25 protein-coding genes are annotated in these 25,649 nt (G+C 72.3%); 3 read left to right on the forward strand and 22 right to left on the reverse strand.

The window, feature by feature from the left end; all coding sequences use genetic code 11:
* Window positions 1–83 precede the first annotated feature (83 nt).
* A complete protein-coding gene (locus ABEB06_RS10455) occupies window positions 84–785 on the forward strand; it encodes a TetR/AcrR family transcriptional regulator (protein ID WP_345696546.1) in 702 nt (233 codons plus the stop codon).
* Window positions 786–1,341: 556 nt separating this feature from the next.
* Here ABEB06_RS10455 and ABEB06_RS10460 read toward each other — a convergent pair.
* The 21 genes from ABEB06_RS10460 to ABEB06_RS10555 form a co-directional block, all read right to left on the reverse strand.
* Window positions 1,342–2,799, reverse strand: coding sequence for an aldehyde dehydrogenase family protein (locus tag ABEB06_RS10460; RefSeq protein ID WP_345696547.1), 1,458 nt, complete (start codon window positions 2,797–2,799; stop codon window positions 1,342–1,344).
* A 59-nt stretch (window positions 2,800–2,858) separates the two neighbouring features.
* A complete protein-coding gene (locus ABEB06_RS10465) occupies window positions 2,859–3,728 on the reverse strand; it encodes a helix-turn-helix domain-containing protein (RefSeq protein WP_345696548.1) in 870 nt (289 codons plus the stop codon).
* A 316-nt stretch (window positions 3,729–4,044) separates the two neighbouring features.
* Window positions 4,045–5,505 carry a glutamate synthase subunit beta gene (locus tag ABEB06_RS10470; protein WP_345696549.1) on the reverse strand — a complete coding sequence of 487 codons (1,461 nt, stop codon included), beginning with the start codon at window positions 5,503–5,505 and terminating at the stop codon, window positions 4,045–4,047.
* Window positions 5,498–10,093: a glutamate synthase large subunit gene (gene gltB / locus ABEB06_RS10475; RefSeq protein WP_345696550.1), complete on the reverse strand. Its 4,596-nt coding sequence runs from the start codon at window positions 10,091–10,093 to the stop codon at window positions 5,498–5,500. Before gltB ends, ABEB06_RS10470 begins: the two co-directional genes overlap by 8 nt.
* A gap of 416 nt (window positions 10,094–10,509) precedes the next feature.
* Entirely contained in the window at window positions 10,510–11,250 is a 741-nt protein-coding gene (locus ABEB06_RS10480) for a VIT1/CCC1 transporter family protein (RefSeq protein WP_345696551.1), read from the reverse strand.
* A 176-nt stretch (window positions 11,251–11,426) separates the two neighbouring features.
* Complete coding sequence (lgt, locus tag ABEB06_RS10485; RefSeq protein WP_345696552.1) at window positions 11,427–12,314, reverse strand: prolipoprotein diacylglyceryl transferase; 888 nt, start codon at window positions 12,312–12,314, stop codon at window positions 11,427–11,429.
* Between the two features lie 78 nt (window positions 12,315–12,392).
* On the reverse strand, window positions 12,393–13,250 hold the full coding sequence (locus ABEB06_RS10490) for a DsbA family protein (protein ID WP_345696553.1): 858 nt from the start codon (window positions 13,248–13,250) through the stop codon (window positions 12,393–12,395).
* Window positions 13,251–13,289: 39 nt separating this feature from the next.
* Window positions 13,290–13,805 (reverse strand): MauE/DoxX family redox-associated membrane protein, encoded by a 516-nt coding sequence (locus ABEB06_RS10495; protein ID WP_345696554.1) that lies wholly within the window; start codon window positions 13,803–13,805, stop codon window positions 13,290–13,292.
* Window positions 13,806–13,931: 126 nt separating this feature from the next.
* Entirely contained in the window at window positions 13,932–14,225 is a 294-nt protein-coding gene (locus ABEB06_RS10500) for a hypothetical protein (RefSeq protein WP_345696555.1), read from the reverse strand.
* A gap of 75 nt (window positions 14,226–14,300) precedes the next feature.
* On the reverse strand, window positions 14,301–15,422 hold the full coding sequence (locus ABEB06_RS10505; RefSeq protein ID WP_345696556.1) for a baeRF3 domain-containing protein: 1,122 nt from the start codon (window positions 15,420–15,422) through the stop codon (window positions 14,301–14,303).
* Window positions 15,423–15,578: 156 nt separating this feature from the next.
* Entirely contained in the window at window positions 15,579–16,388 is an 810-nt protein-coding gene (gene trpA / locus ABEB06_RS10510; protein WP_345696557.1) for a tryptophan synthase subunit alpha, read from the reverse strand.
* A gap of 2 nt (window positions 16,389–16,390) precedes the next feature.
* Window positions 16,391–17,623 carry a tryptophan synthase subunit beta gene (trpB, locus tag ABEB06_RS10515; RefSeq protein ID WP_345696558.1) on the reverse strand — a complete coding sequence of 411 codons (1,233 nt, stop codon included), beginning with the start codon at window positions 17,621–17,623 and terminating at the stop codon, window positions 16,391–16,393.
* Window positions 17,624–17,675: 52 nt separating this feature from the next.
* Entirely contained in the window at window positions 17,676–17,825 is a 150-nt protein-coding gene (gene trpM, locus ABEB06_RS39345; RefSeq protein ID WP_393075025.1) for a tryptophan biosynthesis modulator TrpM, read from the reverse strand.
* A 9-nt stretch (window positions 17,826–17,834) separates the two neighbouring features.
* Window positions 17,835–18,647 (reverse strand): indole-3-glycerol phosphate synthase TrpC, encoded by an 813-nt coding sequence (trpC, locus tag ABEB06_RS10520; RefSeq protein ID WP_345696559.1) that lies wholly within the window; start codon window positions 18,645–18,647, stop codon window positions 17,835–17,837.
* Window positions 18,648–18,862: 215 nt separating this feature from the next.
* Complete coding sequence (locus ABEB06_RS10525; RefSeq protein ID WP_345696560.1) at window positions 18,863–19,309, reverse strand: DUF2752 domain-containing protein; 447 nt, start codon at window positions 19,307–19,309, stop codon at window positions 18,863–18,865.
* Window positions 19,310–19,398: 89 nt separating this feature from the next.
* Window positions 19,399–19,644 (reverse strand): HGxxPAAW family protein, encoded by a 246-nt coding sequence (locus ABEB06_RS10530; protein WP_345696561.1) that lies wholly within the window; start codon window positions 19,642–19,644, stop codon window positions 19,399–19,401.
* A 156-nt stretch (window positions 19,645–19,800) separates the two neighbouring features.
* Window positions 19,801–20,376: a TIGR02234 family membrane protein gene (locus ABEB06_RS10535; RefSeq protein ID WP_345696562.1), complete on the reverse strand. Its 576-nt coding sequence runs from the start codon at window positions 20,374–20,376 to the stop codon at window positions 19,801–19,803.
* A 68-nt stretch (window positions 20,377–20,444) separates the two neighbouring features.
* On the reverse strand, window positions 20,445–21,359 hold the full coding sequence (locus ABEB06_RS10540) for an IS982 family transposase (protein ID WP_345694694.1): 915 nt from the start codon (window positions 21,357–21,359) through the stop codon (window positions 20,445–20,447).
* Window positions 21,360–21,422: 63 nt separating this feature from the next.
* A complete protein-coding gene (locus ABEB06_RS10545; protein ID WP_345696563.1) occupies window positions 21,423–22,928 on the reverse strand; it encodes an anthranilate synthase component I in 1,506 nt (501 codons plus the stop codon).
* A gap of 56 nt (window positions 22,929–22,984) precedes the next feature.
* Entirely contained in the window at window positions 22,985–23,359 is a 375-nt protein-coding gene (gene hisI, locus ABEB06_RS10550) for a phosphoribosyl-AMP cyclohydrolase (RefSeq protein WP_345696564.1), read from the reverse strand.
* 60 nt (window positions 23,360–23,419) lie between these two features.
* Window positions 23,420–23,902: a hypothetical protein gene (locus ABEB06_RS10555; RefSeq protein ID WP_345696565.1), complete on the reverse strand. Its 483-nt coding sequence runs from the start codon at window positions 23,900–23,902 to the stop codon at window positions 23,420–23,422.
* A 98-nt stretch (window positions 23,903–24,000) separates the two neighbouring features.
* Between ABEB06_RS10555 and ABEB06_RS10560 the strand changes: the two genes are divergently transcribed.
* Window positions 24,001–24,309: an MTH1187 family thiamine-binding protein gene (locus tag ABEB06_RS10560; protein WP_345696566.1), complete on the forward strand. Its 309-nt coding sequence runs from the start codon at window positions 24,001–24,003 to the stop codon at window positions 24,307–24,309.
* Window positions 24,310–24,378: 69 nt separating this feature from the next.
* On the forward strand, window positions 24,379–24,885 hold the full coding sequence (locus tag ABEB06_RS10565) for a hypothetical protein (RefSeq protein WP_345696567.1): 507 nt from the start codon (window positions 24,379–24,381) through the stop codon (window positions 24,883–24,885).
* 3 nt (window positions 24,886–24,888) lie between these two features.
* On the opposite strand, the gene ABEB06_RS10570 is transcribed toward ABEB06_RS10565, so the two are convergent.
* Window positions 24,889–25,581 carry an ester cyclase gene (locus ABEB06_RS10570; RefSeq protein WP_345696568.1) on the reverse strand — a complete coding sequence of 231 codons (693 nt, stop codon included), beginning with the start codon at window positions 25,579–25,581 and terminating at the stop codon, window positions 24,889–24,891.
* Between the last annotated feature and the right edge of the window lie 68 nt (window positions 25,582–25,649).

The raw sequence follows: 25,649 nt of genomic DNA on the forward strand, positions 1-25,649 counted from the left end.
TCGAATGGAGAACACTGTTCTCGATCGAGAACACTGTACTCGAATGTTGCGGGTGTTCTCCGGCGGCTGCCAGGATGTGCGGTATGTCCACCTCGCCGAAGGCCCCCACCGCCCGCGAACGGGCCAGGATCGAACTCACCAGGGACATCAAGGAATCCGCCCGCCGGCAACTCGCCGAGCACGGCCCCGCCGGACTCTCCCTGCGCGCCGTCGCCCGCGACCTCGGCCTGGTCTCCGCCTCCGCGCTCTACCGCTACTTCCCCGGCCGGGACGCCCTGCTCACCGCGCTGATCGCCGACTCCTACGACGCCCTCGGCGACGCCGCCGAGCAGGCCGCCACCGGGCCCGCGCCCCTGCTGGAGCGCTGGGTCGCGATCGGGCACGCCGTCCGCGAGTGGGCACTCGCCCACCCGCACGAGTACGCGCTGATCCACGGCTCGCCCGTCCCCGGCTACGCCGCCCCGGAGGACACCGTCGCCCCGGGCGTCCGACTGCCCTACCTGATCGGCGGGCTCTTCTCCGAAGCCGCCGCGACCGGCCGCTACCGCCCCGCGGCCCACCCGCCCGCCGACGGAGCCGTCCACGACGCGCTCCGCCCCCTGCTCGACCGCCTGCCCCCCGACACCCCCGCCGACGCCGTCGTCGCCGGCCTCTCCGCCTGGACCTACCTGACCGGCACCCTCTCCCTCGAACTCTTCGGCCACCGCACCCGCATCATCGCCGACCCCCGCACCTACTTCGACCACGAACTCCGCCGCCTCGGCACCGTCCTCGGCCTCACCTGAACACACAACAGCCCCGGACCCACCCGAGCCCGGGGCACACCACCCACGGCCGCCCGACCAACGCCCCCGCCGCAGGCGAATCCGGTTACCGCAGGCACGGAGGACCGCCGCAGGCGAACCGACGGCCCCGCCGGAACCGCGCCGGAGGCGAATTCGCGGCCTCGGTGGAGGCCCCGCCGGAGGCGAACCAACGGCTCCGCCGAAAACCCCGCCGGGGGCGCCACCCCTGCCGGAAGCACCACCCCACCGCCGGAGGCGGATCCGGGCGCCGCAGGCACCCCGGCGGCCGCCGGGGCCCCGACGAAGGCGAATTCATGGCCTCGCCGGAGGCGAACCAACGGCTCCGCCGGAGGCGCCACCCCACCGCCAGAGGCGAATCCGAGCGCCGCAGGCCACCGAGGACCGACGGAGACCCACGCCGGAGGCGGATCCGGGCGCCGCAGGCACCCCGGCGGCCGCCGGGGCCCCGCCGAAGGCGAATCCGCGGCCCCGCCGGAGGCGCCACCCCACCGCCGGGGCCCCCGCCGGAGGCGGGTTGCGGGGTCCGGCACCGCCCTCAGAACGGGAAGCGGGAGCGCCCGTGCTGGATGGATATCCACTTCAGCGTGGTGAAGGCGTCCACCGTCGCCTCGCCGTTGAGCCGTCCGACGCCGGAGTTCTTCTCGCCTCCGAACGGGACGACCGGCTCGTCGTGGATGGTCCCGTCGTTGATGTGGATCATCCCGGTCTCGATCCGCTGCGCGAATCGCACCCCCCGCTCGACGTCCCCGGTGTGCACCGCGCCCGACAGCCCGAACGGCGTGTCGTTGGCGATCCGGACCGCCTCCTCCTCGCCGTCGAACGGCACCAGCAGCACCACCGGCCCGAAGATCTCCCGCCGCAGGATCTCGGCGTCCGCCGGCAGGTCGGTGAGCACGACCGGGTCGACGAGCGCCCCCACGGTCGCGCCGCGCAGCAGTACGGTCGCCCCGTCCGCCACCGCCCGGTCGACCTGTGCGGTGATCGCGTCCGCCTGGGCGGTGTTGATCAGCGGTCCGAGCTGCGTGGCCGGGTCCTGGGGGTCGCCGACCTTGAGCGCGGCGACCTTGGCGACGAACTTCTCGGTGAATTCGGCGATCAGCGAGCGGTCGACGAGCACCCGGTTGGCGGCCATGCAGACCTGTCCCTGGTGGGCGAAGCGGCTGAACACGGCGGCGTCGACGGCGTAGTCGACGTCCGCGTCGTCGAGGACGACGAGCGCGCTGTTGCCGCCGAGTTCGAGCACGGTCCGCTTGAAGTGGCTCGCGGCGACGGTCGCGACGTGCCGCCCGACCGAGTCGGAGCCGGTGAAGGAGATCACCTTGGGCACGGGGTGCTCGATGAAGGCGTCGCCGATCTCCGCGATGTCCGTCAGGACGACGTTCAGCAGGCCGGCCGGCAGTCCGGCGTCCTCGAAGATCCTGGCGATCAGGGTGCCGCCGGTGACGGGGGCGTCCTGGTGGGGCTTGAGCACCACGCCGTTGCCGAGGGCGAGCGCGGGTGCGACGGCCTTCATCGACAGGAACAGCGGGAAGTTGAACGGGCTGATCACGCCGACGACGCCGACCGGCAGCCGGTAGAGCCGGTTCTCCTTGCCGTCCGTGGGCGAGGGCAGGATCCGGCCCTCGGCCCGCAGCGACAGCTGCATGCATTCGCGCAGCATGTCCTTGGTGAGGGCGAGTTCGAAGCCGGCCTTCAGGTGGGTGCCGCCGAGCTCGGCGATGATGGTGCGGGTGATCTCCTCCTCGCGCTCCTCGATCAGGCGCAGGGCCCGTTCGAAGACCAGCCGCCGCGCGTACGGGTTGAGCCGGGCCCAGCCGCGCTGGGTGCGTTCGGCGGCGCGGTAGGCGAGGTCGATCTCCTCGGCGGTGGCGACGGTGATGGAGGCGAGCTTCTCCCCGCTGTACGGGTTGAGGTCGACGATGTCCCAGGAGCCGGTGCCGGAGCGCCATTGGCCGTCGATGTACTGCTGTGCGAGGTCCGCGAAGGAGGACATCTGATCCCTTTCAGCGCTGCAAGCGACCGAACTTGACGGATCATCATCCTAATGACGGATCAGCTCTCCCGGAGCACCCTCCGGACAAGATCCCGGGCCGGCCCGCCGACCACGGCGGCCTCGGCCAGCCGGTCGAGCGCCTCGGCGTACTCGGCGACCTCGACGGGTTTGTCCAGGTAGAGGGCGGTGGTGAACTGCTCCAGGTAGACCACGTCGGGCAGGTCGTCCTCGGGGAAGCCGAGCACCGTGAAGGCGCCGCTGTCGGCGGCCAGCGCGCCCATGCCGAGCGGCAGCACGCGCAGGGTCAGCCAGGGCCGTTCGGCCAGCGCCAGCAGGTGCTCCAGCTGCGCGCTCATCACCTCGGGGCCGCCGCAGGCGCGACGCAGCGCGGTCTCGTCCACGATCAGGTCGACCCGGGCGGTGACGTCGTCGGCGAGGAAGCGCCGCTGCCGGCCGAGCCGGACGGCGACCCGCCGGTCCAGCTCCTCCTCGCTCGCGGACGGGCTGCCGGCCCGCATCACGGCGCGCGCGTACGCCTCGGTCTGCAACAGCCCGGGGACGAACTGGACCTCGTACCCGCGGATCCGGTCGGCGGCCTCCTCCAGGCCGAGGTACTGCTGGAACCAGGACGGCACCGCGTCCGTCAGCCCCTGCCACCAGGCGGGGGCGTTGGCCTCGCCGACCAGGGCGAGCAGCGCCTCGCGCTCGGTGCCGTCGGCGAGCCCGTAGAGGGTCAGCAGGTCGGCGACGTCGCGGACCTTGAAGGCGACCCGGCCGAGCTCCATCCGGCTGATCTTCGACTCGGAGGCGCGGATCGAGTACCCGGCGTCCTCCCGGCTGACGCCGTGGGCCTCGCGCAGCCTCCGCAGGTGCGAACCGAGCAGCATCCGGCGCGCGGTGGCACCACCACCGGTCTGTACGCCCGTCATCCCCGCCTCCCCTCAGGTCCGTCCCCGCGGCGTGAAGTCTGCCATCTCCCACCGACATTGGGGAGGGCCGTCTCCCATGGTGGCCGTGCGCATGCCATGGAGAGGCGGTCACCGCGCACGGGAAACACGAAACGGCGCCTGCCCCCAACTGGTCGGGGAGCGGACAGGCGCCGCGGGGACCGTCCCCGGCGGCTCTGGCGGGTCGGCTTCGTGCGGCCGGGCGGGCAGTGCGGGCCCGGCGGTTCAGGGTGAGGGTTTTTCTGCCGCGGCACCACGAGTGTTCGCGGTACCGCGGGTCCTGCGGGTGACCCGCGGGTCAGACCACCAGGGGGCGGTCCGTCGGGCGGATCGGGGCGGGCAGCGGGGTCTTGCCACCCAGGAACTTGTCGACCGCCGCGGCGGCCGAGCGGCCCTCCGCGATGGCCCAGACGATCAGCGACTGTCCGCGGCCCGCGTCGCCGCAGACGTACACGCCGTCCACGTTGGTGGCGAACTTTCCGTCGCGGGCCACATTACCCCGAGCGTCCAGGTCGACGCCAAGCTGCTCCACCAGGCCGTTCTTGACGTCCGTGCCGGTGAAGCCCATGGCCAGGGTGACCAGCTGGGCCGGGATGGCGCGCTCGGTGCCGGGGACGGGCTCGAAGCGGCCGTCCTTGAACTCCACCTCGACCAGGTGCAGCTCCTGGACGTTGCCCTCCTCGTCGCCGCTGAAGTGGGTGGTGTTGACGGAGTAGATCCGCTCGCCGCCCTCCTCGTGGGCCGAGGTGACCTTGTAGGTCATCGGCATGGTCGGCCAGGGCTGGTGGCCGGGGCGCTCGTCGCTCGGCCGCGGCATGATCTCCAGCTGGGTGACCGAGGCCGCGCCCTGGCGGTGGGCGGTGCCGACGCAGTCCGCGCCGGTGTCGCCGCCGCCGATGACCACCACGTGCTTGCCCTTGGCGCTGATCGGGGAGTCGACGTAGTCGCCCTCCTGCACCTTGTTGGCCAGCGGCAGGTACTCCATGGCCTGGTGGATGCCCTTGAGCTCGCGGCCCGGGGCGGGCAGGTCGCGCGCGGTGGTCGCACCCGCCGCGATGACGACCGCGTCGAAGCGCGAGCGCAGGTCCTGGCCGGTGATGTCCTCGCCCACGTGGACGCCGGTGCGGAACCGGGTGCCCTCCGCGCGCATCTGCTCGATGCGGCGGTTGATGTGGCGCTTCTCCATCTTGAACTCGGGGATGCCGTAGCGCAGCAGGCCGCCGATGCGGTCGGCGCGCTCGTACACCACCACGGTGTGGCCGGCCCGGGTGAGCTGCTGGGCGGCGGCCAGACCGGCCGGGCCGGAGCCGACCACGGCGACGGTCTTGCCGGACAGCCGCTCCGGGACCTGCGGGGTGACCCCGCCGCCGTCCCAGGCCTTGTCGATGATGGTGACCTCGACGTTCTTGATGGTCACCGCGTCCTGGTTGATCCCCAGCACGCAGGCCGACTCGCAGGGAGCGGGGCACAGGCGACCGGTGAACTCCGGGAAGTTGTTGGTCGCGTGGAGGCGCTCGATCGCACCGGACCAGTCGTCCCGGAAGGCCAGGTCGTTCCACTCGGGGATGAGGTTCCCGAGCGGGCAGCCGTTGTGGCAGAACGGGATGCCGCAGTCCATGCAGCGGCCGGCCTGCTTGGTGATGATCGGAAGGAGGCTGCGCTCGACGTAGACCTCGTTCCAGTCACGGAGCCGGACGTCCACCGGACGGCGCTCCGCCAGCTGCTTGGGCGTGGTCAGGAAGCCCTTGGGGTCAGCCATGTGCCGCCTCCATCATCTTGCGAGTGGTCTCGGCCTCGGAGAGGCCATCGCGCTCAGCGGCGTCCTTGGCGGCGAGCACAGCCTTGTAGTCGGTCGGCATGATCTTGGAGAAGCGGGAGACGCCGCTGCCCCAGTCAGCCAGGAGTTCGGCGGCGACGGTGGAGCCGGTCTCCTCGTAGTGCTGCTGCACGGTGTCGCGCAGCCACTCGCGGTCCGCGGCGCTCGGGGCCTCGATGCCCACCATGCCGCTGTTGACGTTCGCCGGGCGCAGGTCCAGGACGTACGCGATGCCGCCGGACATGCCCGCCGCGAGGTTGCGGCCGGTCTCGCCGAGGACCACGACCCGGCCGCCGGTCATGTACTCCAGGCCGTGGTCGCCCACGCCCTCGACGACCAGGGTAGCGCCCGAGTTGCGGACGGCGAAGCGCTCGCCGGCCTTGCCGCGCAGGTGGATCCGGCCCGAGGTGGCGCCGTAGCCGATGGTGTTGCCGGCGATCACGTGGTTCTGCGCGTCGGCCCCGATCGCGGCCGCGTCGCGCGCCGGGCGGACGATCACCACACCGCCGGAGAGGCCCTTGCCGACGTAGTCGTTGGCGTCGCCCTCCAGCCGCAGGGTCACGCCGCGCGGCACGAAGGCGCCGAACGACTGGCCGGCCGAGCCGGTGAAGGTGACGTCGATCGTCCCCTCCGGCAGGCCCTCGCCGCGGTACCGCTTGGTCACCTCGTGGCCGAGCATGGTGCCGACCGTGCGGTTGACGTTGCGGATCGGCAGCTGGATCCGGACGGCCTCGCCGCGCTCCAGGGCGTCCTCGGCCAGCTCGATGAGCTGGTTGTCGAGGGCCTTGTCGAGCGAGTGGTCCTGGCCGGTGGTGTTGTGCAGGGCCGCGCCCTCGGGCAGCGCCGGCACGTGGAAGAGCGGGGCCAGGTCGAGACCGGCGGCCTTCCAGTGGTCGATCGCGGCCTCGGCGTCGATGTGCTCGGCGTGGCCGACGGCCTCCTCGATCGAGCGGAAGCCCAGCTCGGCGAGGATCTCGCGGACCTCCTCCGCGATGAACTCGAAGAAGTTCACCACGAACTCCGGCTTGCCGGAGAAGCGGTCGCGCAGCACCGGGTTCTGGGTGGCGACGCCGACCGGGCAGGTGTCCAGGTGGCAGACGCGCATCATGATGCAGCCGGAGACCACCAGCGGGGCGGTCGCGAAGCCGAACTCCTCGGCGCCCAGCAGGGCGGCGATGACGACGTCGCGGCCGGTCTTCAGCTGGCCGTCCGTCTGGACCACGATGCGGTCGCGCAGGCCGTTCAGCAGCAGGGTCTGCTGGGTCTCGGCCAGGCCGAGCTCCCAGGGGCCGCCCGCGTGCTTCAGCGAGGTCAGCGGGGAGGCACCGGTGCCGCCGTCGTGACCCGAGATCAGCACCACGTCGGCATGCGCCTTGGAGACGCCCGCGGCGACGGTGCCGACACCGACCTCCGACACCAGCTTCACGTGGATGCGGGCCGCGGGGTTGGCGTTCTTGAGGTCGTGGATCAGCTGAGCCAGGTCCTCGATGGAGTAGATGTCGTGGTGCGGCGGCGGGGAGATCAGACCGACGCCCGGGGTGGAGTGCCGGGTCCTGGCGACCCACGGGTAGACCTTGTGGCCGGGCAGCTGGCCGCCCTCGCCGGGCTTGGCGCCCTGGGCCATCTTGATCTGGATGTCGTCCGCGTTGACCAGGTACTCGGAGGTGACGCCGAAGCGGCCGGAGGCGACCTGCTTGATCGCCGAGCGGCGCGCCGGGTCGTACAGGCGCTCCGGGTCCTCGCCGCCCTCACCGGTGTTGGACTTGCCGCCCAGCTGGTTCATCGCGATGGCGAGCGTCTCGTGCGCCTCCATCGAGATAGAGCCGTACGACATGGCGCCGGTGGAGAAGCGCTTGACGATCTCGCTGACCGGCTCGACCTCGTCGATCGGGACCGGGGTGCGGCCGAGGCCGTCCAGCTTGAACAGGCCGCGCAGCGTCATCAGGCGCTCGGACTGGCTGTTCACCCGGTCGGTGTACTGCTTGAAGATGTCGTACCGCTTGTTGCGGGTCGAGTGCTGCAGGCGGAAGACCGTCTCCGGGTCGAACAGGTGCGGCTCGCCCTCGCGGCGCCACTGGTACTCGCCGCCGATCTCCAGCGCGCGGTGCGCGGCCGGGATGCCGGAGGCCGGGTACGCCTTGGCGTGGCGGGCGGCCACCTCCTTGGCGATCTGGTCCAGGCCGATGCCGCCGAGCTTGGTGGTGGTGCCGGCGAAGTAGCTGTCGACCAGCTCCTGGGCCAGGCCGATGGCCTCGAAGACCTGGGCGCCGCGGTACGAGGCCACGGTGGAGATGCCCATCTTCGACATGACCTTCAGGACGCCCTTGCCGAGCGCCTTGATCAGGTTCTTGATGGCCTTCTCGGGCTCGATGCCCTGGACGAAGACGCCCTGGGCGACCAGGTCCTCGACCGACTCCATCGCCAGGTACGGGTTGACCGCGCCGGCGCCGTAGCCGACCAGCAGCGCGACGTGGTGCACCTCGCGGACGTCGCCGGCCTCGACCACCAGCGACACCTGGGTGCGCTGCTTGGTGCGGATCAGGTGGTGGTGGACCGCGGAGGTGAGCAGCAGCGAGGGGATCGGCGCGTGCTCGGCGTCCGAGTGGCGGTCGGAGAGCACGACGATCCGGGCGCCGTCGGCGATCGCGGCGTCCGCCTCGGCGGCGATCTCGGCGAGGCGCGCGGCCAGGCCGGCGCCGCCGCTGGCGACCTTGTACAGGCCGGACAGGGTGACGGCCTTGAGGCCGGGCTGGTCGCCGTCCGCGTTGATGTGGATCAGCTTGGCCAGCTCGTCGTTGTCGATCACCGGGAAGGTGATGCCGACCGAGCGGCAGTGCGACGGGGAGGCGTCGAGCAGGTTGCCCTCGGGGCCGAGGTTGGACAGCAGCGAGGTGACGAGCTCCTCGCGGATGGCGTCCAGCGGCGGGTTGGTGACCTGCGCGAAGAGCTGCACGAAGTAGTCGAACAGCAGGCGCGGCTTCTCGCTCAGCGCGGCGATCGGCGAGTCGGTGCCCATCGAGCCGAGCGCCTCGCCGCCGGTCTTCGCCATCGGGGCGAGGATGACGCGCAGCTCCTCCTCGGTGTAGCCGAAGGTCTGCTGGCGGCGGGTGACCGAGGCGTGGGTGTGCGCGATGTGCTCGCGCTCGGGGAGCTTGGCGAGCTGGATCTGGCCGGCCGCCACCCACTCCTCGTACGGGTGCTCGGCGGCCAGCTGGGCCTTGAGCTCCTCGTCCTCGACGATGCGGTGCTCGGCGGTGTCGATCAGGAAGACCTTGCCGGGCTGCAGGCGGCCCTTCTTGACCACGTTCTCCTGGGCGATGTCCAGGACGCCGACCTCGGAGGAGAGGACGACCAGGCCGTCCTCGGTGATCCAGTACCGGGCCGGGCGCAGGCCGTTGCGGTCCAGGACCGCGCCGATCTGGGTGCCGTCGGTGAAGGTGACGCAGGCCGGGCCGTCCCAGGGCTCCATCAGGTTGGAGTGGTACTGGTAGAACGCGCGGCGGGCCGGGTCCATGGTGGCGTGGTTCTCCCACGCCTCCGGGATCATCATCAGCACCGCGTGCGGCAGCGAGCGGCCGCCGAGGTGGAGCAGCTCCAGGACCTCGTCGAAGGAGGCCGAGTCGGAGTGGTCCGGGGTGCAGATCGGGAAGATCCGGTCCAGGTCGCCCGGGATCAGGTCGGTGGCGAGCTGGGACTCGCGGGCGGTCATCCAGTTCCGGTTGCCCTTGACCGTGTTGATCTCGCCGTTGTGCGCGACGAAGCGGTACGGGTGGGCGAGCGGCCAGCTCGGGAAGGTGTTGGTGGAGAACCGCGAGTGCACCAGGCCGAGGGCGGAGGCGTAGAGCCGGTCCGACAGGTCGGGGAAGAAGGGCTCCAGCTGGCCGGTGGTCAGCATGCCCTTGTAGACGATGGTGCGCGCGGACAGCGACGGGAAGTAGACGCCCGCCTCGCGCTCGGCGCGCTTGCGGACCACGAAGGAGACCCGGTCCAGCTCGATGCCGGACTTGTCGCCGCCGGCGACGAAGACCTGGCGGAAGCGCGGCATCACGCTGCGGGCGGTGGCGCCCAGCAGGTCGGGGGTGACCGGGACGTCGCGCCAGCCGAGGACCGTCAAGCCCTCCTCGGCCGCGATGGCCTCGATGGCGGCGACGGCGGCGGCGTCGGCCGCGTCCTCGTCGGGGAGGAAGGCGATGCCGACCGCGTACGAGCCGACCTCGGGGAGCTCGAAGGAGACCTTGGAGCGCAGGAACGCGTCCGGGATCTGGGTCAGGATGCCCGCGCCGTCACCGGAGTCCGGCTCGGCGCCGGTGGCGCCCCGGTGCTCCAGGTTGCGCAGGACGGTCAGCGCCTGCTCGACGATCTTGTGGTCGGCGATGCCGGTCAGCGTGGCCACGAAGCCCACGCCGCAGGCGTCGTGCTCGTTGCGCGGGTCGTACAGACCCTGGGCCGTGGGGCGTGCATCCGGAACGAGCGCGTACGGGCCGGAGGCCTGGGCGTTCTCGTTGGCGGAGTGCGTGGATGCAGACAGCATCGGCTCTCCCGTCGTCGTCTTTGGCAAGTGCAGGTGCAGAGGGACGACGTTGGCCCTGATGCGATTTCGTGCAGGTTACATGATGCCCAAGATCCCGCGAACTGGAATCCGTGGTCCATATGGCGGACAGATCCGCAGGTCACGGGGGCGATGAGAGGACGCGCCACCTTGCGCATCCCCACCAGTGTGCCCGGCGCCGGGCGGGGTGAAACAGGGGCGAAATGCTGCCGCCACACGAGGCGATCATGGGCTGCCTGCGATTCCATCCCGGAGCCGCACCGGCGGATGCGAATCTGCGGGTCCGACGGCCGGATGCTGAGACTAGAACAGGTCGCCAGCCTATCCCATGTGCGGAACATCACGCATACATCAGCATAACCATGCAATGTTATGTGGCTTCCGACAGTCGGCGCGGGTCAGCCGACGGCACCGCCGATCAGCACGCCCAGCAGGTAGGTGACCCCCGCCGCCGCCCCGCCCAGCACCAGCTGCCGCAGGCCGCTGAACCACCAGCTGCGCGCCGTCACCCGGGCCACCACCGCGCCGCACAGGAACAGGCCGAGCAGCGACACGATCAGCGCCGGCCACAGCGCCGTGGCCCCCAGCAGGTACGGCAGCAGCGGCAGCAGCGCGCCCGCGGCGAAGCAGACGAACGAGGAGACCGCCGCCACCAGCGGCGAGGGCAGGTCGTCCGGGTCGACCCCGAGCTCCTCCCGGGCGTGCACCGCCAGGGTCCGCTCCGGGCTGGAGGAGAGCTGCTTCGCCACCTGGTGGGCCAGCTCCGGCTCCACGCCCTTGTCGATGTAGAGCTGCGCCAGCTCGGCCAGCTCGCCGTGCGGGTTGCGGTGCAGCTCGATCCGCTCCGCCTCGATCTCCGCCTCCACCAGCTCGCGCTGGGAGGCCACCGAGGTGTACTCGCCCGCCGCCATCGAGCAGGCGCCGGCCGCCAGTCCGGCCAGCCCGGTGAGGATCACCGTGGAGCTGGAGACCGCGCCGCCGACCACGCCGGTCATCAGCGCGAAGTTGGAGACCAGGCCGTCCATCGCGCCGAACACGGCCGGCCGCAGCCAGCCCCCGTTGACGTCCCGGTGGTGCCCCGCGGCGGGTATCCGCGGCTGGGTGTTGTCGGTCTCCGGCTCCGCGACGATCGCGCTCATGTCGTGTACGCACCTTCCTGTACGGACGTCCCCCCTGACCGCTCCGGCAGGGCTCCACTCCTTGAACGTAGCCCGTTGACCTGCGACTTTCCAGCAAAGTAAGGCTGCCCGAACACGCGGAAGGCCGCCCTCACCACGCTGGGTGAGGGCGGCCTCAGAAGTGCTGTCGGCCCAGGTCAGGAGGCCTGTCGCTGGTCGCTCCCGGCCTTCTCCGCCTCCCGCCGGGCCTCCTCGGCGGCCCGCGGGTCGATCGAATCCGGGTCCTCGCGGCCCGGCTTGGTCCGCGCCGAGACCACCAGGTACGCCACCGCGCCGAGGAAGACCGCGATCGCCACCCAGTCGTTCAGGCGCAGCCCGAAGAAGTGGTGCGCCTCGTCGATCCGCAGCCACTCGGTCCAGAACCGGCCCACCGTGTACGCGGCCACGTACAGCGCGAACGCCCGGCCGTGGCCGAGGGTGAAGCGGCGGTCCGCCCAGATCACCAGCAGCGCCACGCCGACGCACCACAGCGACTCGTACAGGAAGGTCGGGTGGTAGGTGCCGGTCACCACGGTGCCGTCCGGCAGGGTCTTGTTGATCTCCAGGCCCCACGGCAGGGTGGTCGGCCGGCCGTACAGCTCCTGGTTGAACCAGTTGCCCCAGCGGCCGCAGGCCTGGGCCAGCGCGATGCCCGGCGCGATCGCGTCGGCGTAGGCGGGCAGCGGCACCCCCCGGCGGCGGCAGCCGATCCAGGCGCCGACCGCGCCGAACGCGATGGCGCCCCAGATCCCGAGGCCGCCCTCCCAGATCTTCAGCGCGTCGAGCGGGTGCTTGCCCGGGCCGAAGTACAGCTGGTTGTCGGTGATCACGTGGTAGAGCCGGCCGCCGACCAGGCCGAACGGCACCGCCCAGACGGCGATGTCGCCGACCGTGTGCTTGCCGCCGCCGCGCGCGACCCAGCGCTTGCTGCCGAGCCACACGGCCACGACGACACCGATGATGATGCAGAAGGCGTAGGCGCGCAGCGGAATCGGCCCCAGGTAGAGGACGCCCCGCGACGGGCTCGGGATGTATGCGAGATCCATGGCAGGGTCGACGCTACCGTGTCCCGCCCGGCGCACCGGCACCGGAGCGGGTCACAGCTTGACGTCGGTCTCCCCGGATCAGGGGGACGGCGGGGTGTTGGACTCGGCGGCCGTCGAGGTCGGCGCCGGGCTCTGCCCGTTCGGGCCCGTGGTGCCGAGCGGCTTGCCCGCGTTGGCCTCGTCCACCCACTTCACCAGGTTCTCCGGGGAGATCTGCTCGTCGCCCTTCTTCGGGTAGATCGGGGTGCCGTTGAGCAGCACCGTCGGCGTCGACTTGTAGCTGGACTTGTCGAAGTCCTGCTGCACCGCCGAGACCCAGCCGGCGTACTTGTTGTCGTTGACGCAGGCCTCGAAGGCGGGCGTGTCCAGCCCCGGCACCTGCTTCGACAGGGCGATCAGGGTCTGCTTGTCGCCGAAGGAGTCGTCGGTCTCGTCGGGCTGGTTGCGGTACAGCACGTCGTGGTAGTCGCGGAAGTGCCCGGCGTCCTGCGCGCAGGCCAGGGCGTTGGCGCCGTACTTGGAGCCGTTGCCGCCGAGCGAGCGGTCGATGAACGAGACCACGTGGACGTTGGAGTACAGCTTGCCCTGGTCCTGGAGCTGGTCGATGGTCGGCGAGAAGGTCCGCTCGAAGGTGCCGCAGGCGGGGCAGCGCGGGTCCTCGTAGACGGTCAGCACGGACGGCGCGTTCGCCGGGCCGGCCGGGAGGACCAGGCTCTTGTCGCCGATCGCGCCCTGCGGGGCGGCGACCGGGGTCTCCGGCTTGGAGCGCTCGTTCTGCACCACCACGCCGGTGACCACGGCGGCCGCGATCACCGCGACCACCACGCCGCCGACGACCAGCTTGCGGTTGCGCCGGGAGCGGGCCTCCTCGGCCGCCCGCTCCTGCATCATCCGCTCGCGGGCGGTGCGCTTGCCTTCTCGGTTCTTCTCACTCATGGGTACGTGTGTCCGGGGTGTTCGAGGGCGGAGAGATGGTCAGGACGCGAGCCAGGCGTCGGCCGAGAACTTCGTCCGGGGCCGGTAGATCAGCCAGGCGGCGAGCAGCAGGAACCCGGTGTCGCGCAGGACCTCCTGCAGGTACTCGGTCTTGGACTCGTCGACCGCACCGCCGCCGCCGAAGCAGCCGCAGTCGATCGAGATGCCGCGCGCCCACGCGGACGCGATGCCGGCGATGAACGCCAGCAGCAGCACGGCCGAGACGATCGCCACGATCCGCGTCCCCAGGCCCAGCAACAGCAGCAGCGCGAGCGCGAGCTCCAGGAAGGGCAGCCCCCAGCCCACCGGCTTCACCAGGGACTCGGGGAGGATCTCGTACGCCCGCACCGCCTGGGCCGCCTCGGCGGGGTCCGAGATCTTCGCCAGCCCGGCCCAGCCCCACACCACGGCCAGCGCGAGCCGCACCCCCAGGCCGATCCACTCCCCCGCCGAGCCGTCCACCGTCCGGCGCAACGCGCCCTGCGCGTGCGGCCGGACGGTCTGCTGACTGGCCATCGGGCTCCCCCTCGGAAATTCATCGGGCCGTACTCCTGCCTGATGAACCGTAGGGGAAGACTTACGGTTCCTCCGCATTGGCGAATTAAGCCGTTTGAGGGAGCAAAACCGAGCGGATGTCCGAATTCAGCGACCCCGCGCGGCGGCCGCGCAGCGGGACGGCGGCACCATCCCGCCCAGCGGCGGGCGGCCGTCCGGCCCCGAACGGCTGGCCCGCACCTCGCCGGCCAGCCGGGTCATCTGGTGGCAGACGTACTCGTCGTGCTGCGCACGCTCCGCGCCCCGCCTGGCCAGCGCGTCCTCCACCGCGGTCTCCACGCCGAACGCCGCCCCCAGCGCCAGCGCGGCGGCGGCCGCCCGGGCCAGCACGGAACGGTGCAGGTACGGCACGGCCAGCCCTTTCGCCGACGAACGTTTCACCGACTCAACTGCACCCCCGCGCACGGTGATGCGAACTCCCGCGGGTTTTCACCCGATCGGTTCCGGGCCCGGCGGTCAGAACCGCAGCACGGCGGCGATCCGCCCGTGGTCGGCGAGCCGGTCGTCGGGCAGGAAGACCACCTCGGCGCCGCCGTCCAGGGCGGTCTCCACCACCTCGTCGACGATGTCGGTGCGCACGCCCTGCTCCCAGGCGGTGGGCGAGGCGGCCTCCCCGTTCACCGGGGCCAGGTGGCCGTCCGCCACCTTCACGGTCTGCTGGTAGTGCTCCTCGACGGCGAGCATGTCGACCCGGCCCGCCCGCACCGCCTCCCAGATCTCGTCCAGCCCGGCCGCGAAGGTCTTGCGTCCGCGCGCCTCGTCGAGCGCCTGCTCGATCCGGCGCCGCCGCTCCTCGCGGACCTCCTTGACCGCCGGGGCCACCGCCTCCAGCAGCGCGGCCGCGGGGCCGTCCTGCAGGCCGCCCTTGAGCACCGTCGCGGCCGGGTTCCGGGAGGCGGCGCCGAGCTCGGCCAGCAGGCTCACCGCCTGGGCCAGGCCCACCACGTACAGCGGCCGGGGGTCGGCCTCCAGCACGGCGGCCAGCGAGGCGTCCACGGTCCGCAGGAACTGCCGGGTCTCCTCGTCCATGAAGGTGCTCGGCTTGCCGCCGGTGCGCTCCTCGCGCTGGACGTCCCACTGCACCGGCTCCGGTGCCGCCGGGAAGCCGTCGTCGCGGTGCTGCTCCAGCTCCTGCTCGACGCCGCTCCACAGGGTGGCCCGGTCCGCGGCGACCGCGAGCACCCAGTACGGGCGGGCCTGGGCCCGGGCGGCGACCAGGTTGCGGGTCAGGAAGGTGTCGCTGAGCACCACCCGCTCGGGGACCTCCCGCGGCAGGCTCCACAGCTGGTACTCCGACGGGGTGGCGAAGACCACCAGGCCGTCCCTGGCGTGCCGCAGGTCCGCCTCGCCGGCCGCCCGCTCCAGGTTGGCCAGCAGGTCGATCCGGTCCTGCCGGGAGATCTGCGGGTCGGCGTCGACCCGGCTGCCGGCCTCGGCCAGGACGTTGCGCAGCCGGACCGGGTCCTGCGCGTTGTCGGGCTCGCGCCGGTGGGTCGGGAGGGTGAGCGAGACCGCCGGGTAGGACCTCGGCTCGCGCAGTCGGCGCAGCACGTCGTCGGTGAGGTCGTCGGCCTGCATGGGCACTCCTTCGTGCTCGGGGTGGTGGAGTTCTCACCGTCGCACGGGCACCGGGGCGCCGCAGTTCGAGCAGCACGAGGGCCCGGGACACCGTCGTGTCGGTGCCCCGGGCCCTGGTGGACTGCTTCCTGCCCGGTGGGGCTGCTTCCTCGCGGACTACTTCTTCCGGACGCCCGCCGCCAGGTCCGCGGCGAGCTCGCGGACCGCCGCCAGGCCGGCCTCCTCGTCGCCGTCGGCGTCGAGGATGCGCTGGACGAAGGCGGAGCCGACGATCACGCCGTCGGCGAAGCCGGCGACCTCCGCGGCCTGGGCGGCGTTGGAGACGCCGAGGCCGACGCAGACCGGCAGGTCGGTGGTGGCCCGGGTGCGGGCGACCAGGTCCTCGGCGAGGTTGCCGACCTGGGCCCGGGTGCCGGTGACGCCCATGACGGCGGCCGCGTACACGAAGCCGGAGCCGGCCGCGGTGACCTCCGCCAGGCGGGGGTCCTTGCTGCTGGGGGCGACCACGAAGACGGTGTCGAGGCCGTGCTCGCCCGCCGCCTTGCGCCACTCCTCGGACTCCTCGACCGGCAGGTCCGGCAGGATCACGCCGGAGCCGCCCGCGGCGGCCAGGTCGGCGGCGAACCGGGCGACCCCGTAGCGGTCGACCGGGTTCCAGTAGGTCATGACCAGCACCGGCGCGGCGGGGTGCGCGGCGGCCACCTCGGCGACCGTGCGCAGCACGTCCTTGATCCGGACACCGCCCTTGAGCGCGATGTCGTCGGCGGTCTGGATGGTGGCGCCGTCGAGGACCGGGTCGGAGTGCGGCAGGCCGATCTCGACCACGTCGCAGCCGCCCTCGATCAGGGCGCCGACCGCGCGGATGCCGCCGTCCACGGTGGGGAAGCCGGCCGGCAGGTAGCCGATCAGCGCGGCGCGGTCCTCGGCCTTGGCCGCGGCGAGGGTCTCGGTGAGCTTCGAGGCCATGGTCACTTACCCCCGTTGGCGGCGTCGTAGAGGCCGAAGTACTCGGCGGCGGTGTGCATGTCCTTGTCCCCGCGGCCGGAGAGCGACACCAGGATCGTGGCCTCCGGGCCGAGCTCGCGGCCGAGCTCCAGGGCGCCGGCCAGCGCGTGGGCGCTCTCGATCGCCGGGATGATGCCCTCGGTGCGGGAGAGCAGCCGCAGCGCCTGCATCGCCTGGTCGTCGGTGACCGGCCGGTACTCGGCCCGCCCGCTGTCCTTCAGCCACGCGTGCTCCGGGCCGACGCCCGGGTAGTCCAGACCGGCCGAGATCGAGTGCGACTCGATGGTCTGGCCGTCCTCGTCCTGCAGGACGTAGGTGCGGGAGCCGTGCAGCACGCCCGGGTCGCCCTTGGTCAGGGTGGCGGCGTGCTTCGGGGTCTCGGCGCCCTCGCCGGCCGCCTCGCAGCCGATCAGGCGCACGCCGGCGTCCGGGATGAACTCGTGGAAGATGCCCATCGCGTTGGAGCCGCCGCCGACGCAGGCGACGACCGCGTCGGGGAGCCGGCCGGTGCGGTCCAGCACCTGCCGGCGGGCCTCGACGCCGATCACCCGGTGGAAGTCGCGGACCATCATCGGGAACGGGTGCGGGCCGGCCACCGTGCCGAACAGGTAGTGCGTGGAGTCCACGTTGGCGACCCAGTCGCGGAACGCCTCGTTGATCGCGTCCTTGAGCGTGCGGCTGCCGGACTTCACCGCGACGACCTCGGCGCCCAGCATCCGCATCCGGGCGACGTTCAGCGCCTGGCGCTGGGTGTCGACCTCGCCCATGTAGACGGTGCAGTCGAAGCCGAACAGCGCGCAGGCGGTGGCGGTGGCCACGCCGTGCTGGCCGGCGCCGGTCTCGGCGATGATCCGGGTCTTGCCCATGCGCTTGGTGAGCAGCGCCTGGCCCAGCACGTTGTTGATCTTGTGCGAGCCGGTGTGGTTGAGGTCCTCGCGCTTGAGCAGGACCCGCGCGCCGCCCGCCTCGGCGGAGAAGCGGTGGACGTCGGTCAGCGGGCTGGGCCGGCCGGTGTAGTCCTTGAGCAGGGCGTCGAGCTCGGCGGCGAAGGCCGGGTCGGCCTTGGCCTTCTCGTACTCCTCGGCGACCTGCTCGACGGCGGCGACCAGCGCCTCCGGGATGAAGCGGCCGCCGTACGCGCCGAAGTAGCCGCGGGCATCCGGGACTTGGGTACCCGGAAGGTAGTTCTCGGACATGGAGGAGTCCTCGCTGAAGTGATGGCTGGGCAGGAAAGGGCGAACAGCGGCGTCAGCCGCGCGTCCTGCGCCATCGGCGGCCCGGCACCTGACCGGGCTCACAGCCGATCACGTACCGCACCCGCCGTCCCAGCACCCGGCGTGCGGGCGCGCGGCAGCCGCGCGGGCGGCAGCCGGGGGCGAGACGGGAAGCGAGCGACATGGCCTTCTTTCAGCTCCGCCCGGGGTTGCGCAGCGCGGGGTGGGCGCCGGCCGCGACCAGGTCGGCGACGGCCGCCTTCGGGTCCTTGCCGGTCACCAGCGACTCGCCCACCAGCACCGCGTCGGCGCCCTGGTTGGCGTAGGTGATCAGGTCGTGCGGGCCGCGGATGCCGGACTCGGCGACCTTGACGATGTGCGCCGGGATGGCGTCCACCACGTTGCCGAAGGTGTTGCGGTCGACCTCGAGGGTCTTCAGGTTGCGGGCGTTGACCCCGATGATCCGCGCGCCGGCGTCGACCGCGCGGGCGATCTCCTCCTCGTCGTGGACCTCCACCAGCGGGGTGAGCCCGATCGACTCGGCCCGCTCGATCAGCGAGACCAGCGCGGGCTGGTCCAGCGCCGCGACGATCAGCAGCGCGAGGTCGGCGCCGTGCGCGCGGGCCTCCCACAGCTGGTACGCGGTGACGATGAAGTCCTTGCGCAGGAGCGGGGTGTCCACCGCGGCGCGGACCGCGTCGAGGTCGGCGAGCGAGCCGCCGAAGCGGCGCTGCTCGGTGAGCACGCTGATCGCCGCGGCGCCGCCGGCCGCGTAGTCCGCGGCCAGGGCGGCCGGGTCGGCGATCGCCGCGAGGGCGCCCTTGGACGGGCTGGAACGCTTGACCTCACAGATCACCCGGACGCCGTCGCCACGCAGGGCGGCCACGCCGTCCTTGGCCTCGGGCGCCTTCGCGGCGAGCTCCTTCAGCTCGTCCAGCGGGACCCGGGCCTGTCGCTCGGCGAGGTCCTCACGGACCCCGACGATGATCTCGTCGAGCACACTCACAGGAGGCCCCCATCATGTTGCTGGCCGGCGGCCGGGGCGAGACGGGCTCTCCCCGGTTCCGGCAGACGGTCAAGACCAGGAGGGTGACTCGCACGATCCGGTGAGGATCATGCGTCCGACACCCCCGTTGGCCCTTCGATGGTATCGGTCACAGGGGGCGCGAAGCGCATCCGTCCGGCGCGCGTCTCGCGGAGCGGACCACCCCGGGCGCCGGTTCACACCGCCGGCGGCGCCAGCCCCGCCCCCACCGGCAGGTTGCGGACCACCGTGAACAGGCCCAGCACCACCGTCAGCAGCACCGTCTGCCGCAGCCCGATCCGCGCGCCCGGCGCCGTCCCGCCGGTCAGTGCCGTCCACGCCCAGCGCACCCACAGCACCCCGAGCACGATCGCCAGGACCAGCACCAGCAGATTGTCGTGGCCCGCCGCGGTGAGGTCCCCCCTGGTCAGCGCGTGCACGGCGCGCAGTCCGCCACAGCCCGGGCACCACCAGCCGGTCGCCTGCAGCACCGGGCAGACCGGGTAGTGGCCGGGGGTGTTCGGGTCCACCAGCGCCACGTACGCGGTGGGCACCGCGACCGCGGTCAGCGCGGCGACGGGGCGGACCAGCCGGCGCAGCGCGGAACTCTTCTGGCCCGGGGCCGGGGTGGCGGGAGCGTTCACGCCGACGATTGTGCCCCCGCCCGCGCGCATTTCACCCGGAACGCCGAACGGCGGGCGTGGCGGCCCGCCGTTCCGACTGCGTCGCGTGGTCAGCCCGCGGCGACCGGGGTGCGCTCCTCGGCGACCGGGGCGAAGTTCTTGCTGGGCTGCTTGCCCATGCCGGCGATCGACATCGCCTTGCCCACGACACCGGCGATCACGATGACCGCGATACCGGCCCAGAAGAGCAGGATGTTCGGAATGATCATCGCGACGCCGCTGACGCAGAAGCCGACGAAGGCGATGGTGACGCCGGTCCAGGCGGCGGGAGTGTGGCCGTGCGCAGCCTTCGACATCTGATGGTGCTCCTTGTTCTCCGGGGCCCTGCCGGGCGGCGGTGAGGCGCTCGACGGGTTGACGCATCCATTGTGCCGGTCCGCCTGCGGGAGGCCCAAGCGGGGCCCCGGTCCGGGCGGTGAGATCTGCGTCTCGGTTTCGCCGCCCGCGGGGTCTCAGGTGGTGGTCGGGTCCTCGCCGCGGTCCAGCGCCTTCCACAGGTCGGCCGGGGAGTCGGTGCTCGGCCGGGCCGTCCGGGAGGGCGCCTCGTAGCGGCTGCCCATGGCCGGCCAGTGCGCGCCGAACCGCACCGTGGCCGCGCCCGCCAGCGCCAGCAGCAGCCCGCCGGCCAGCGCCACCCACGGCCACACCGTCCGGGTCACCTCGGCCGCCTGCGCACCGGCCAGCGCCAGCTTGGCCGCCGCCACGGCGTCCAGGCCGGCGGTGTCCCGCGCGCCGATCAGCGCGCCCGCGGCCGCGCCCAGCCCGGCCAGCACGGTCAGCACGCCGACCGCGGCCCGCGCCCGGCCGCGCACCGCGAACACCGCGACCGCCGCGGCGAGCGCCACCAGGGCCAGCCCGCCGGGCAGGCCGGTCAGCCGGCTGCCCGGGGCGGCGACCTCCAGCCGCCCGCCGTCGACCCCGGTGACCACCCCTTCCGCCCACGTCCGCCCCACCGCCGTCAGCACCAGCACGGCACCGGCGACGGTCAGCAGCAGCATCAACGAGAGCGAACGGCGGTTCTGAGTCACCGGACAACTATCGCACCGCGAACGCCGGGCCCCGACAGGGGCAGCCCCTAGATGAATGATGCGAAGGGTTAGTGGTCATAGGCGGTCAGCGAGCGCATGATGGGCTGGCCGGTGCGGTCGTTGTGCCAGATCGCGCAGGTCAGGGCGAGGATGCGTTGTAGGACGCGGGCCATGACACCGCCCGGGGTGCGGCCTTGGTGGCGTTCGAGGTCGAGTTGGGCCTTGAAGGTCTGGTTGACGGACTCGATGACCTGTCGGAGCGGTTTGAACAGGGCGGATCCGGCTCGCGGGGGTTCGCCCCTGCGGGCCGGCCGCAGCAGGTGGACGCCCCACTCAGCCAGTTCGTGTTCGAAGGCGCGGCCGTAGTAGTGCCGGTCGGCGATGAGGGTCTGGCCCGGGCGGGCAGCGACGAGGCCGGGTTCGGTGTGGAGCATGCCGAGCAGGGTCTGCCGCTCGTCGGCCTTCGCTCCGGTGAGAGTGAAGGCGACGGGCAGGCCCTGCAGGGTGCACACCAGGTGCAGGCGCAGGCCCCAGAAGTACCGGGAGTGGCTGGCGCAGTAGCCGTACTCGGCCCATCCGGCCAGGTCCGAGCGCTTTGCGGTCTCGCGGGAGCGCCCGCACTCCACCGGCGTGGAGTCGACGACCCACACGGTGTCGGTCCACAGGGAGGTGTCCGTCGCGAGGAGGCGGTTGACCTGGGCGATCAGGTCGGCGGCCTTGCGCAGCCGCCGGTTGTAGCCGGACTGCCCGGGCAGGTAGGGGAACAGGTGCCGCAGATGGGACGAGGCGTGGCGGATCCAGCGGCGTTCGGAGGTGAAGCCGAGGAGTGCCTGCATCACCGCGAGGGTGACCAGTTCCGCGTCCGTGAGCCGGGGTGCGATGCCGACAGCGGGGCGCCACGGCGCCAGGTACGGCGATTCCTTCAGCAGGTCGTCGGTCTTCACGTAGAGTGCGGTCGCGAGGGAGTCCAGGTTAGGCGTCACAACCGACCTTTGGACTCCCTCGCTTCATGTCATGCGTGCCAGCGAGCCCTTGGCATCAATCATCTAGGCGATGGTCGCCGCGGTGGCGACCGCGCGGAGGACCGCCGCGGCCTTGTTGCGGCACTCGGTGTCCTCCGCGTGCGGGTCGGAGTCGGCGACCACGCCCGCGCCCGCCTGGACGTAGGCGGTGCTGTCGCGGATCACGGCCGTGCGGATCGCGATCGCGGTGTCCGAGTCGCCCGCGAAGTCCAGGTAGCCGACGCAGCCGCCGTACAGCCCGCGGCGGGTCGGCTCCAGCTCCTCGATGATCTGCATGGCCCGCGGCTTGGGCGCCCCCGAGAGCGTCCCGGCGGGGAAGCACGCGGTGAGCACGTCCAGCGCGCTGCGGCCCGGCGCGACCTTCCCGGTGACCGTGGAGACGATGTGCATCACGTGGCTGTACCGCTCGACCTGCATGAACTCCACCACCTCGACCGAGCCGGGCTCGCAGACCCGCCCGAGGTCGTTGCGGCCCAGGTCGACCAGCATCAGGTGCTCCGCCCGCTCCTTGGGGTCGGCGAGCAGCTCGGCCGCGAGCTCGGCGTCCTCGTGCGGGGTGGCGCCGCGGTGCCGGGTGCCGGCGATCGGGTGCAGCATCGCCTCGCCCTCGGCGACCTTCACCAGCGCCTCCGGGCTGGACCCGACCACGTCGAAGCCGCCCTCCGCGCCGCCGTCCGGCCCGGGGAAGCGGAACAGGTACATGTACGGGCTGGGGTTGGTGGTGCGCAGCACCCGGTACACGTCCAGGGCCGAGGCCGGGCAGGGCGCCTCGAAACGCTGCGAGGGCACCACCTGGAACGCCTCGCCGGCCCGGATCCGCTCCTTCACCACCTCGACCGCCTTGCGGTACGGCTCCCCGCCGAACGGCGAGTGGGCGTCCGCGCCGGTCGGGGTGAAGGTGGCGAGCCCGGGGTCGACCGGCCTGCGCAGGTCGGCCTCCATCGTGTCCAGCCGGGCCACCGCGTCGGCGTACGCGTCCTCGACGCCGGTCGCCAGGTCGTTGTGGTTGACCGCGTTGGCGATCAGGGTGACCGTCCCGTCGACGTGGTCCAGCACCGCCAGGTCGGTCGCCAGCAGCAGCGTCAGCTCCGGCAGCTTCAGGTCGTCGGGCGTCAGCTGCGGCAGCTTCTCCAGCCGCCGCACCACGTCGTAGCCCAGGTAGCCGACCAGGCCGCCGGTCAGCGGCGGCAGCCCGTCGTCGGTGTGCCGCGGCGTGTGCAGCGCCTCCAGCGTCGCGCGCAGCACCTCCAGCGGGTCGCCGGCCCGCGGGATGCCGACCGGCGGCTCGCCCAGCCAGCGGGCCCCGCCCTGCTCGTCGACGGTCAGCACGGCGCCGCTGCGCACCCCGACGAAGGAGTAGCGGGACCAGCTGCGGCCCTGCTCGGCGGACTCCAGCAGGAAGGTGCCGGGCCGCTCGGCGGCGAGCGAGCGGTAGACGCCGATCGGGGTGAGGCCGTCCGCGAGGAGGCGGCGGGTCACCGGGATGACCCGGGTGTCTGCGGCGAGCGTACGGAAGGCGGCGAGGTCCATGGCGGGCGGCACCGTTCGGTCGATCGGACAGTGGGGATCGGACAGGTGGGGCAAGGTTAGCGAGCGGCCGTCAGGACGTCGGCGTCGAAGCACGTCCGGTCGCCGGTGTGGCAGGCGGCGCCGACCTGGTCGACCTGGACCAGCAGGGTGTCGCCGTCGCAGTCCAGCGCCACGCTCTTCACGTGCTGGACGTGGCCCGAGGTGTCGCCCTTCACCCAGTACTCGCTCCGGCTGCGGCTCCAGTACGTGCAGCGGCCGGTGGTCAGGGTGCGGTGCAGCGCCTCGTCGTCCATCCAGCCGAGCATCAACACCTCGCCGGTGTCGTACTGCTGGGCGACGGCGGGCAGCAGGCCGTCCTCGGTGCGCTTGAGGCGGGCCGCGATCGCCGGGTCGAGGGACGTGGAACCGGGGGCGGCGGGAGAACTGGACATGCCGTCATTCTCGCAGGCCCCACGCCCCCGACGACGCGCCTTCCCAACCGGCGGACACCGCTACGGACGCGGACGCGGGCTCTCGCAGCCGTCCGGCCACACCACCTGGACGTACAGCCCGGCCCGCTGCGCCGCCTCGACCACCCGCGCCGGTCCGCTGCCGGGTTCGCCGTCCCACACCGCGATCAGCTCCTCGACCATGCCGACCAGCGCCCGGCAGGTGTCGTCCCCCAGCCCGCCGACCTCCTCGGCCGCCAGCCGGTGCACCGCGTTCGCCTCGTTGAGCAGCCGCCGCCGGGTGCGCGAACACCCCTCGCCGCCGAACGCCCCGACCCGCCCGGCACTCGCCGAGACGATCGCCTCGATCTTGCCGCCGTGGTCCACCACCGCCTGCGCGAACCACGTCTCCGGCCCCTCGGCCAGGCAGCCGACGCCGACCAGGTCGTACGCGCCGTACGACGTGACGAGCCGCCAGAGCTCACCCCGGACGAGCATCTCGGAGATCTCGGAGAGCCCCTCGTGCCCGACGATTCCGACCCGCATGAAATTCGACCCTTCGAACCGGGCCGTGCCGCCCGACAGCGTACTACCGCGTTTGTAGGGTGACCGGAGTCGGACGTCGGGAGTGAAGGAGCACCAGGATGATCGTCGCGTTCTCGGTGACGCCGCTGGGGATCGGGGAGGACGTCGGTGAGGCGGTGGCCGCCGCCGTGAAGGTGGTGCGGGCGAGTGGGCTGCCGAACCGGACGGACGCCATGTTCACCAGCGTCGAGGGCGAGTGGGACGAGGTGATGCCGGTGGTGCGGGCCGCGATCGAGGCCGTGAAGGCGTACAGCAACCGGGTCTCCACCGTGATCAAGATCGACGACCGGGTGGGGGTGACCGGCGGCCTGACCGCCAAGGTCGCGTCGGTGGAGCGGCACCTCGCCGCCCTCGACGACGGGCAGTAGCGCCGAACCCCTGACGCCGCCCCGGCTCTGCGGTCACAATGGGCAGCCGCTGGAACTGAGGGGGTCGGGGTGGGCGAGCGACGGATCCGGGCCGTGGTGGCCGCCGTGCTGGTGCTGGTGGTCGGCGTGGCCGTCCTGCTGTGGCCGGACGGGAAGGGGAAGCAGGCCCTGCCCCCGCCGCCGAGCGCCTCCCCCAGCCCCTCGCCGAGCCCGTCCCGGGTGCTGCCGTACCCGTACTTCACGCCGGGCACCTGCTTCGACCACCCGCAGCTCAGCGAGGCGATCACGCGCGCCGAGGCGCGTCCGTGCGAGCAGGCCCACGACGGTGAGGCGATCGCCAACGTGGTCCTGCCCGACGGGCTCACCAACGACGCCCTGATCGGCCGCACCCTGCGCGAGCTGTGCAAGGCCCTGCTGGCCGAGTGGGAGCAGCGCCAGGGCGGCGGCGGCCCCTACTACGGCTTCCCGATCGGCCCGTACCTGGACTTCTACAAGCAGGGCATGCACGAGGCCACCTGCACGATGACCGTCAGCAACCAGCAGCACGGCCGGAAGCTGACCGGGCACCTGAAGTAGCCGCTACATCTTGATCAGGCCGAGCTGCCGCAGCATGCCGGCGTTGTCCCACTGCCACCAGGACTCCGCCAGCCGGCCGTCGGCGAAGCGCATCATGGTCGTGCCGGTCACCTCGACCACCTTGTCGGTGGCCGGCAGGCCCATGAACTCTCCGGTGTGCTTGCCGCGCAGCGACCACCGGCAGCAGACCTTGTCGCCCTCGGCCATCATGTCCTCGACGTCCATGGTGAGGTCGAAGGCGCCGCGCCACATCCGCATGGTCTGCTCGAGGTCCTCGCGGCTGCGGTTCTGCTGCGGGGCGGCCGGGTCGCTGTCGCGGTAGTCGGCGGCGACGAAGTCGTCGATCATCACGTCGTCGGGGCCACTGGCGACGGCGAAGAACCGCATCGCCAGCTCCTTGTTGAGCTGCTCGTCGCGGACCACGTCGAGGTTGGTGAAGGTGGGCGGTTCGTCGCAGAGCGCGACCATCTCGCGGAAGATCCGGTCGGTCTCCGGCAGGTCCGAGTTGCGCATCGCCTCTTCGTAGGAGGGGAACTCGACGATCTCGACCACGTGCCGCATGTCGTCGCGGTCCGTGCCGACGATCGAGTGGGTGGCGGTCCGCCGGCCCCGGGTCCGCTCCACCCAGGTGTCCATCAGGTTGTTGAGGGCGTCGACCTGGTCGGTCTTGCACTCGACGATCTGCACGAACGTCATGGCAGTCTCCCGGCCCCCCTCGGACTCGACCGCCCGCCGGCCCGTGCCCGGCCGTGCCTCCACGATCC

The sequence above is a fragment of the Kitasatospora terrestris genome (assembly GCF_039542905.1).
Taxonomy (GTDB): domain Bacteria; phylum Actinomycetota; class Actinomycetes; order Streptomycetales; family Streptomycetaceae; genus Kitasatospora; species Kitasatospora terrestris.

What these genes read in the sequence shown, in the direction of transcription:
- ABEB06_RS10455 (WP_345696546.1), top strand. Translation starts at nt 84, where the DNA reads ATGTCCACCTCGCCGAAGGCCCCCACCGCCCGCGAACGGGCCAGGATC.
- ABEB06_RS10460 (WP_345696547.1), bottom strand. Translation starts at nt 2,799, where the DNA reads ATGTCCTCCTTCGCGGACCTCGCACAGCAGTACATCGACGGCCAATGG.
- ABEB06_RS10465 (WP_345696548.1), bottom strand. Translation starts at nt 3,728, where the DNA reads ATGACGGGCGTACAGACCGGTGGTGGTGCCACCGCGCGCCGGATGCTG.
- ABEB06_RS10470 (WP_345696549.1), bottom strand. Translation starts at nt 5,505, where the DNA reads ATGGCTGACCCCAAGGGCTTCCTGACCACGCCCAAGCAGCTGGCGGAG.
- gltB (WP_345696550.1), bottom strand. Translation starts at nt 10,093, where the DNA reads ATGCTGTCTGCATCCACGCACTCCGCCAACGAGAACGCCCAGGCCTCC.
- ABEB06_RS10480 (WP_345696551.1), bottom strand. Translation starts at nt 11,250, where the DNA reads ATGAGCGCGATCGTCGCGGAGCCGGAGACCGACAACACCCAGCCGCGG.
- lgt (WP_345696552.1), bottom strand. Translation starts at nt 12,314, where the DNA reads ATGGATCTCGCATACATCCCGAGCCCGTCGCGGGGCGTCCTCTACCTG.
- ABEB06_RS10490 (WP_345696553.1), bottom strand. Translation starts at nt 13,250, where the DNA reads ATGAGTGAGAAGAACCGAGAAGGCAAGCGCACCGCCCGCGAGCGGATG.
- ABEB06_RS10495 (WP_345696554.1), bottom strand. Translation starts at nt 13,805, where the DNA reads ATGGCCAGTCAGCAGACCGTCCGGCCGCACGCGCAGGGCGCGTTGCGC.
- ABEB06_RS10505 (WP_345696556.1), bottom strand. Translation starts at nt 15,422, where the DNA reads ATGCAGGCCGACGACCTCACCGACGACGTGCTGCGCCGACTGCGCGAG.
- trpA (WP_345696557.1), bottom strand. Translation starts at nt 16,388, where the DNA reads ATGGCCTCGAAGCTCACCGAGACCCTCGCCGCGGCCAAGGCCGAGGAC.
- trpB (WP_345696558.1), bottom strand. Translation starts at nt 17,623, where the DNA reads ATGTCCGAGAACTACCTTCCGGGTACCCAAGTCCCGGATGCCCGCGGC.
- trpM (WP_393075025.1), bottom strand. Translation starts at nt 17,825, where the DNA reads ATGTCGCTCGCTTCCCGTCTCGCCCCCGGCTGCCGCCCGCGCGGCTGC.
- ABEB06_RS10530 (WP_345696561.1), bottom strand. Translation starts at nt 19,644, where the DNA reads ATGTCGAAGGCTGCGCACGGCCACACTCCCGCCGCCTGGACCGGCGTC.
- ABEB06_RS10545 (WP_345696563.1), bottom strand. Translation starts at nt 22,928, where the DNA reads ATGGACCTCGCCGCCTTCCGTACGCTCGCCGCAGACACCCGGGTCATC.
- hisI (WP_345696564.1), bottom strand. Translation starts at nt 23,359, where the DNA reads ATGTCCAGTTCTCCCGCCGCCCCCGGTTCCACGTCCCTCGACCCGGCG.
- ABEB06_RS10555 (WP_345696565.1), bottom strand. Translation starts at nt 23,902, where the DNA reads ATGCGGGTCGGAATCGTCGGGCACGAGGGGCTCTCCGAGATCTCCGAG.
- ABEB06_RS10560 (WP_345696566.1), top strand. Translation starts at nt 24,001, where the DNA reads ATGATCGTCGCGTTCTCGGTGACGCCGCTGGGGATCGGGGAGGACGTC.
- ABEB06_RS10570 (WP_345696568.1), bottom strand. Translation starts at nt 25,581, where the DNA reads ATGACGTTCGTGCAGATCGTCGAGTGCAAGACCGACCAGGTCGACGCC.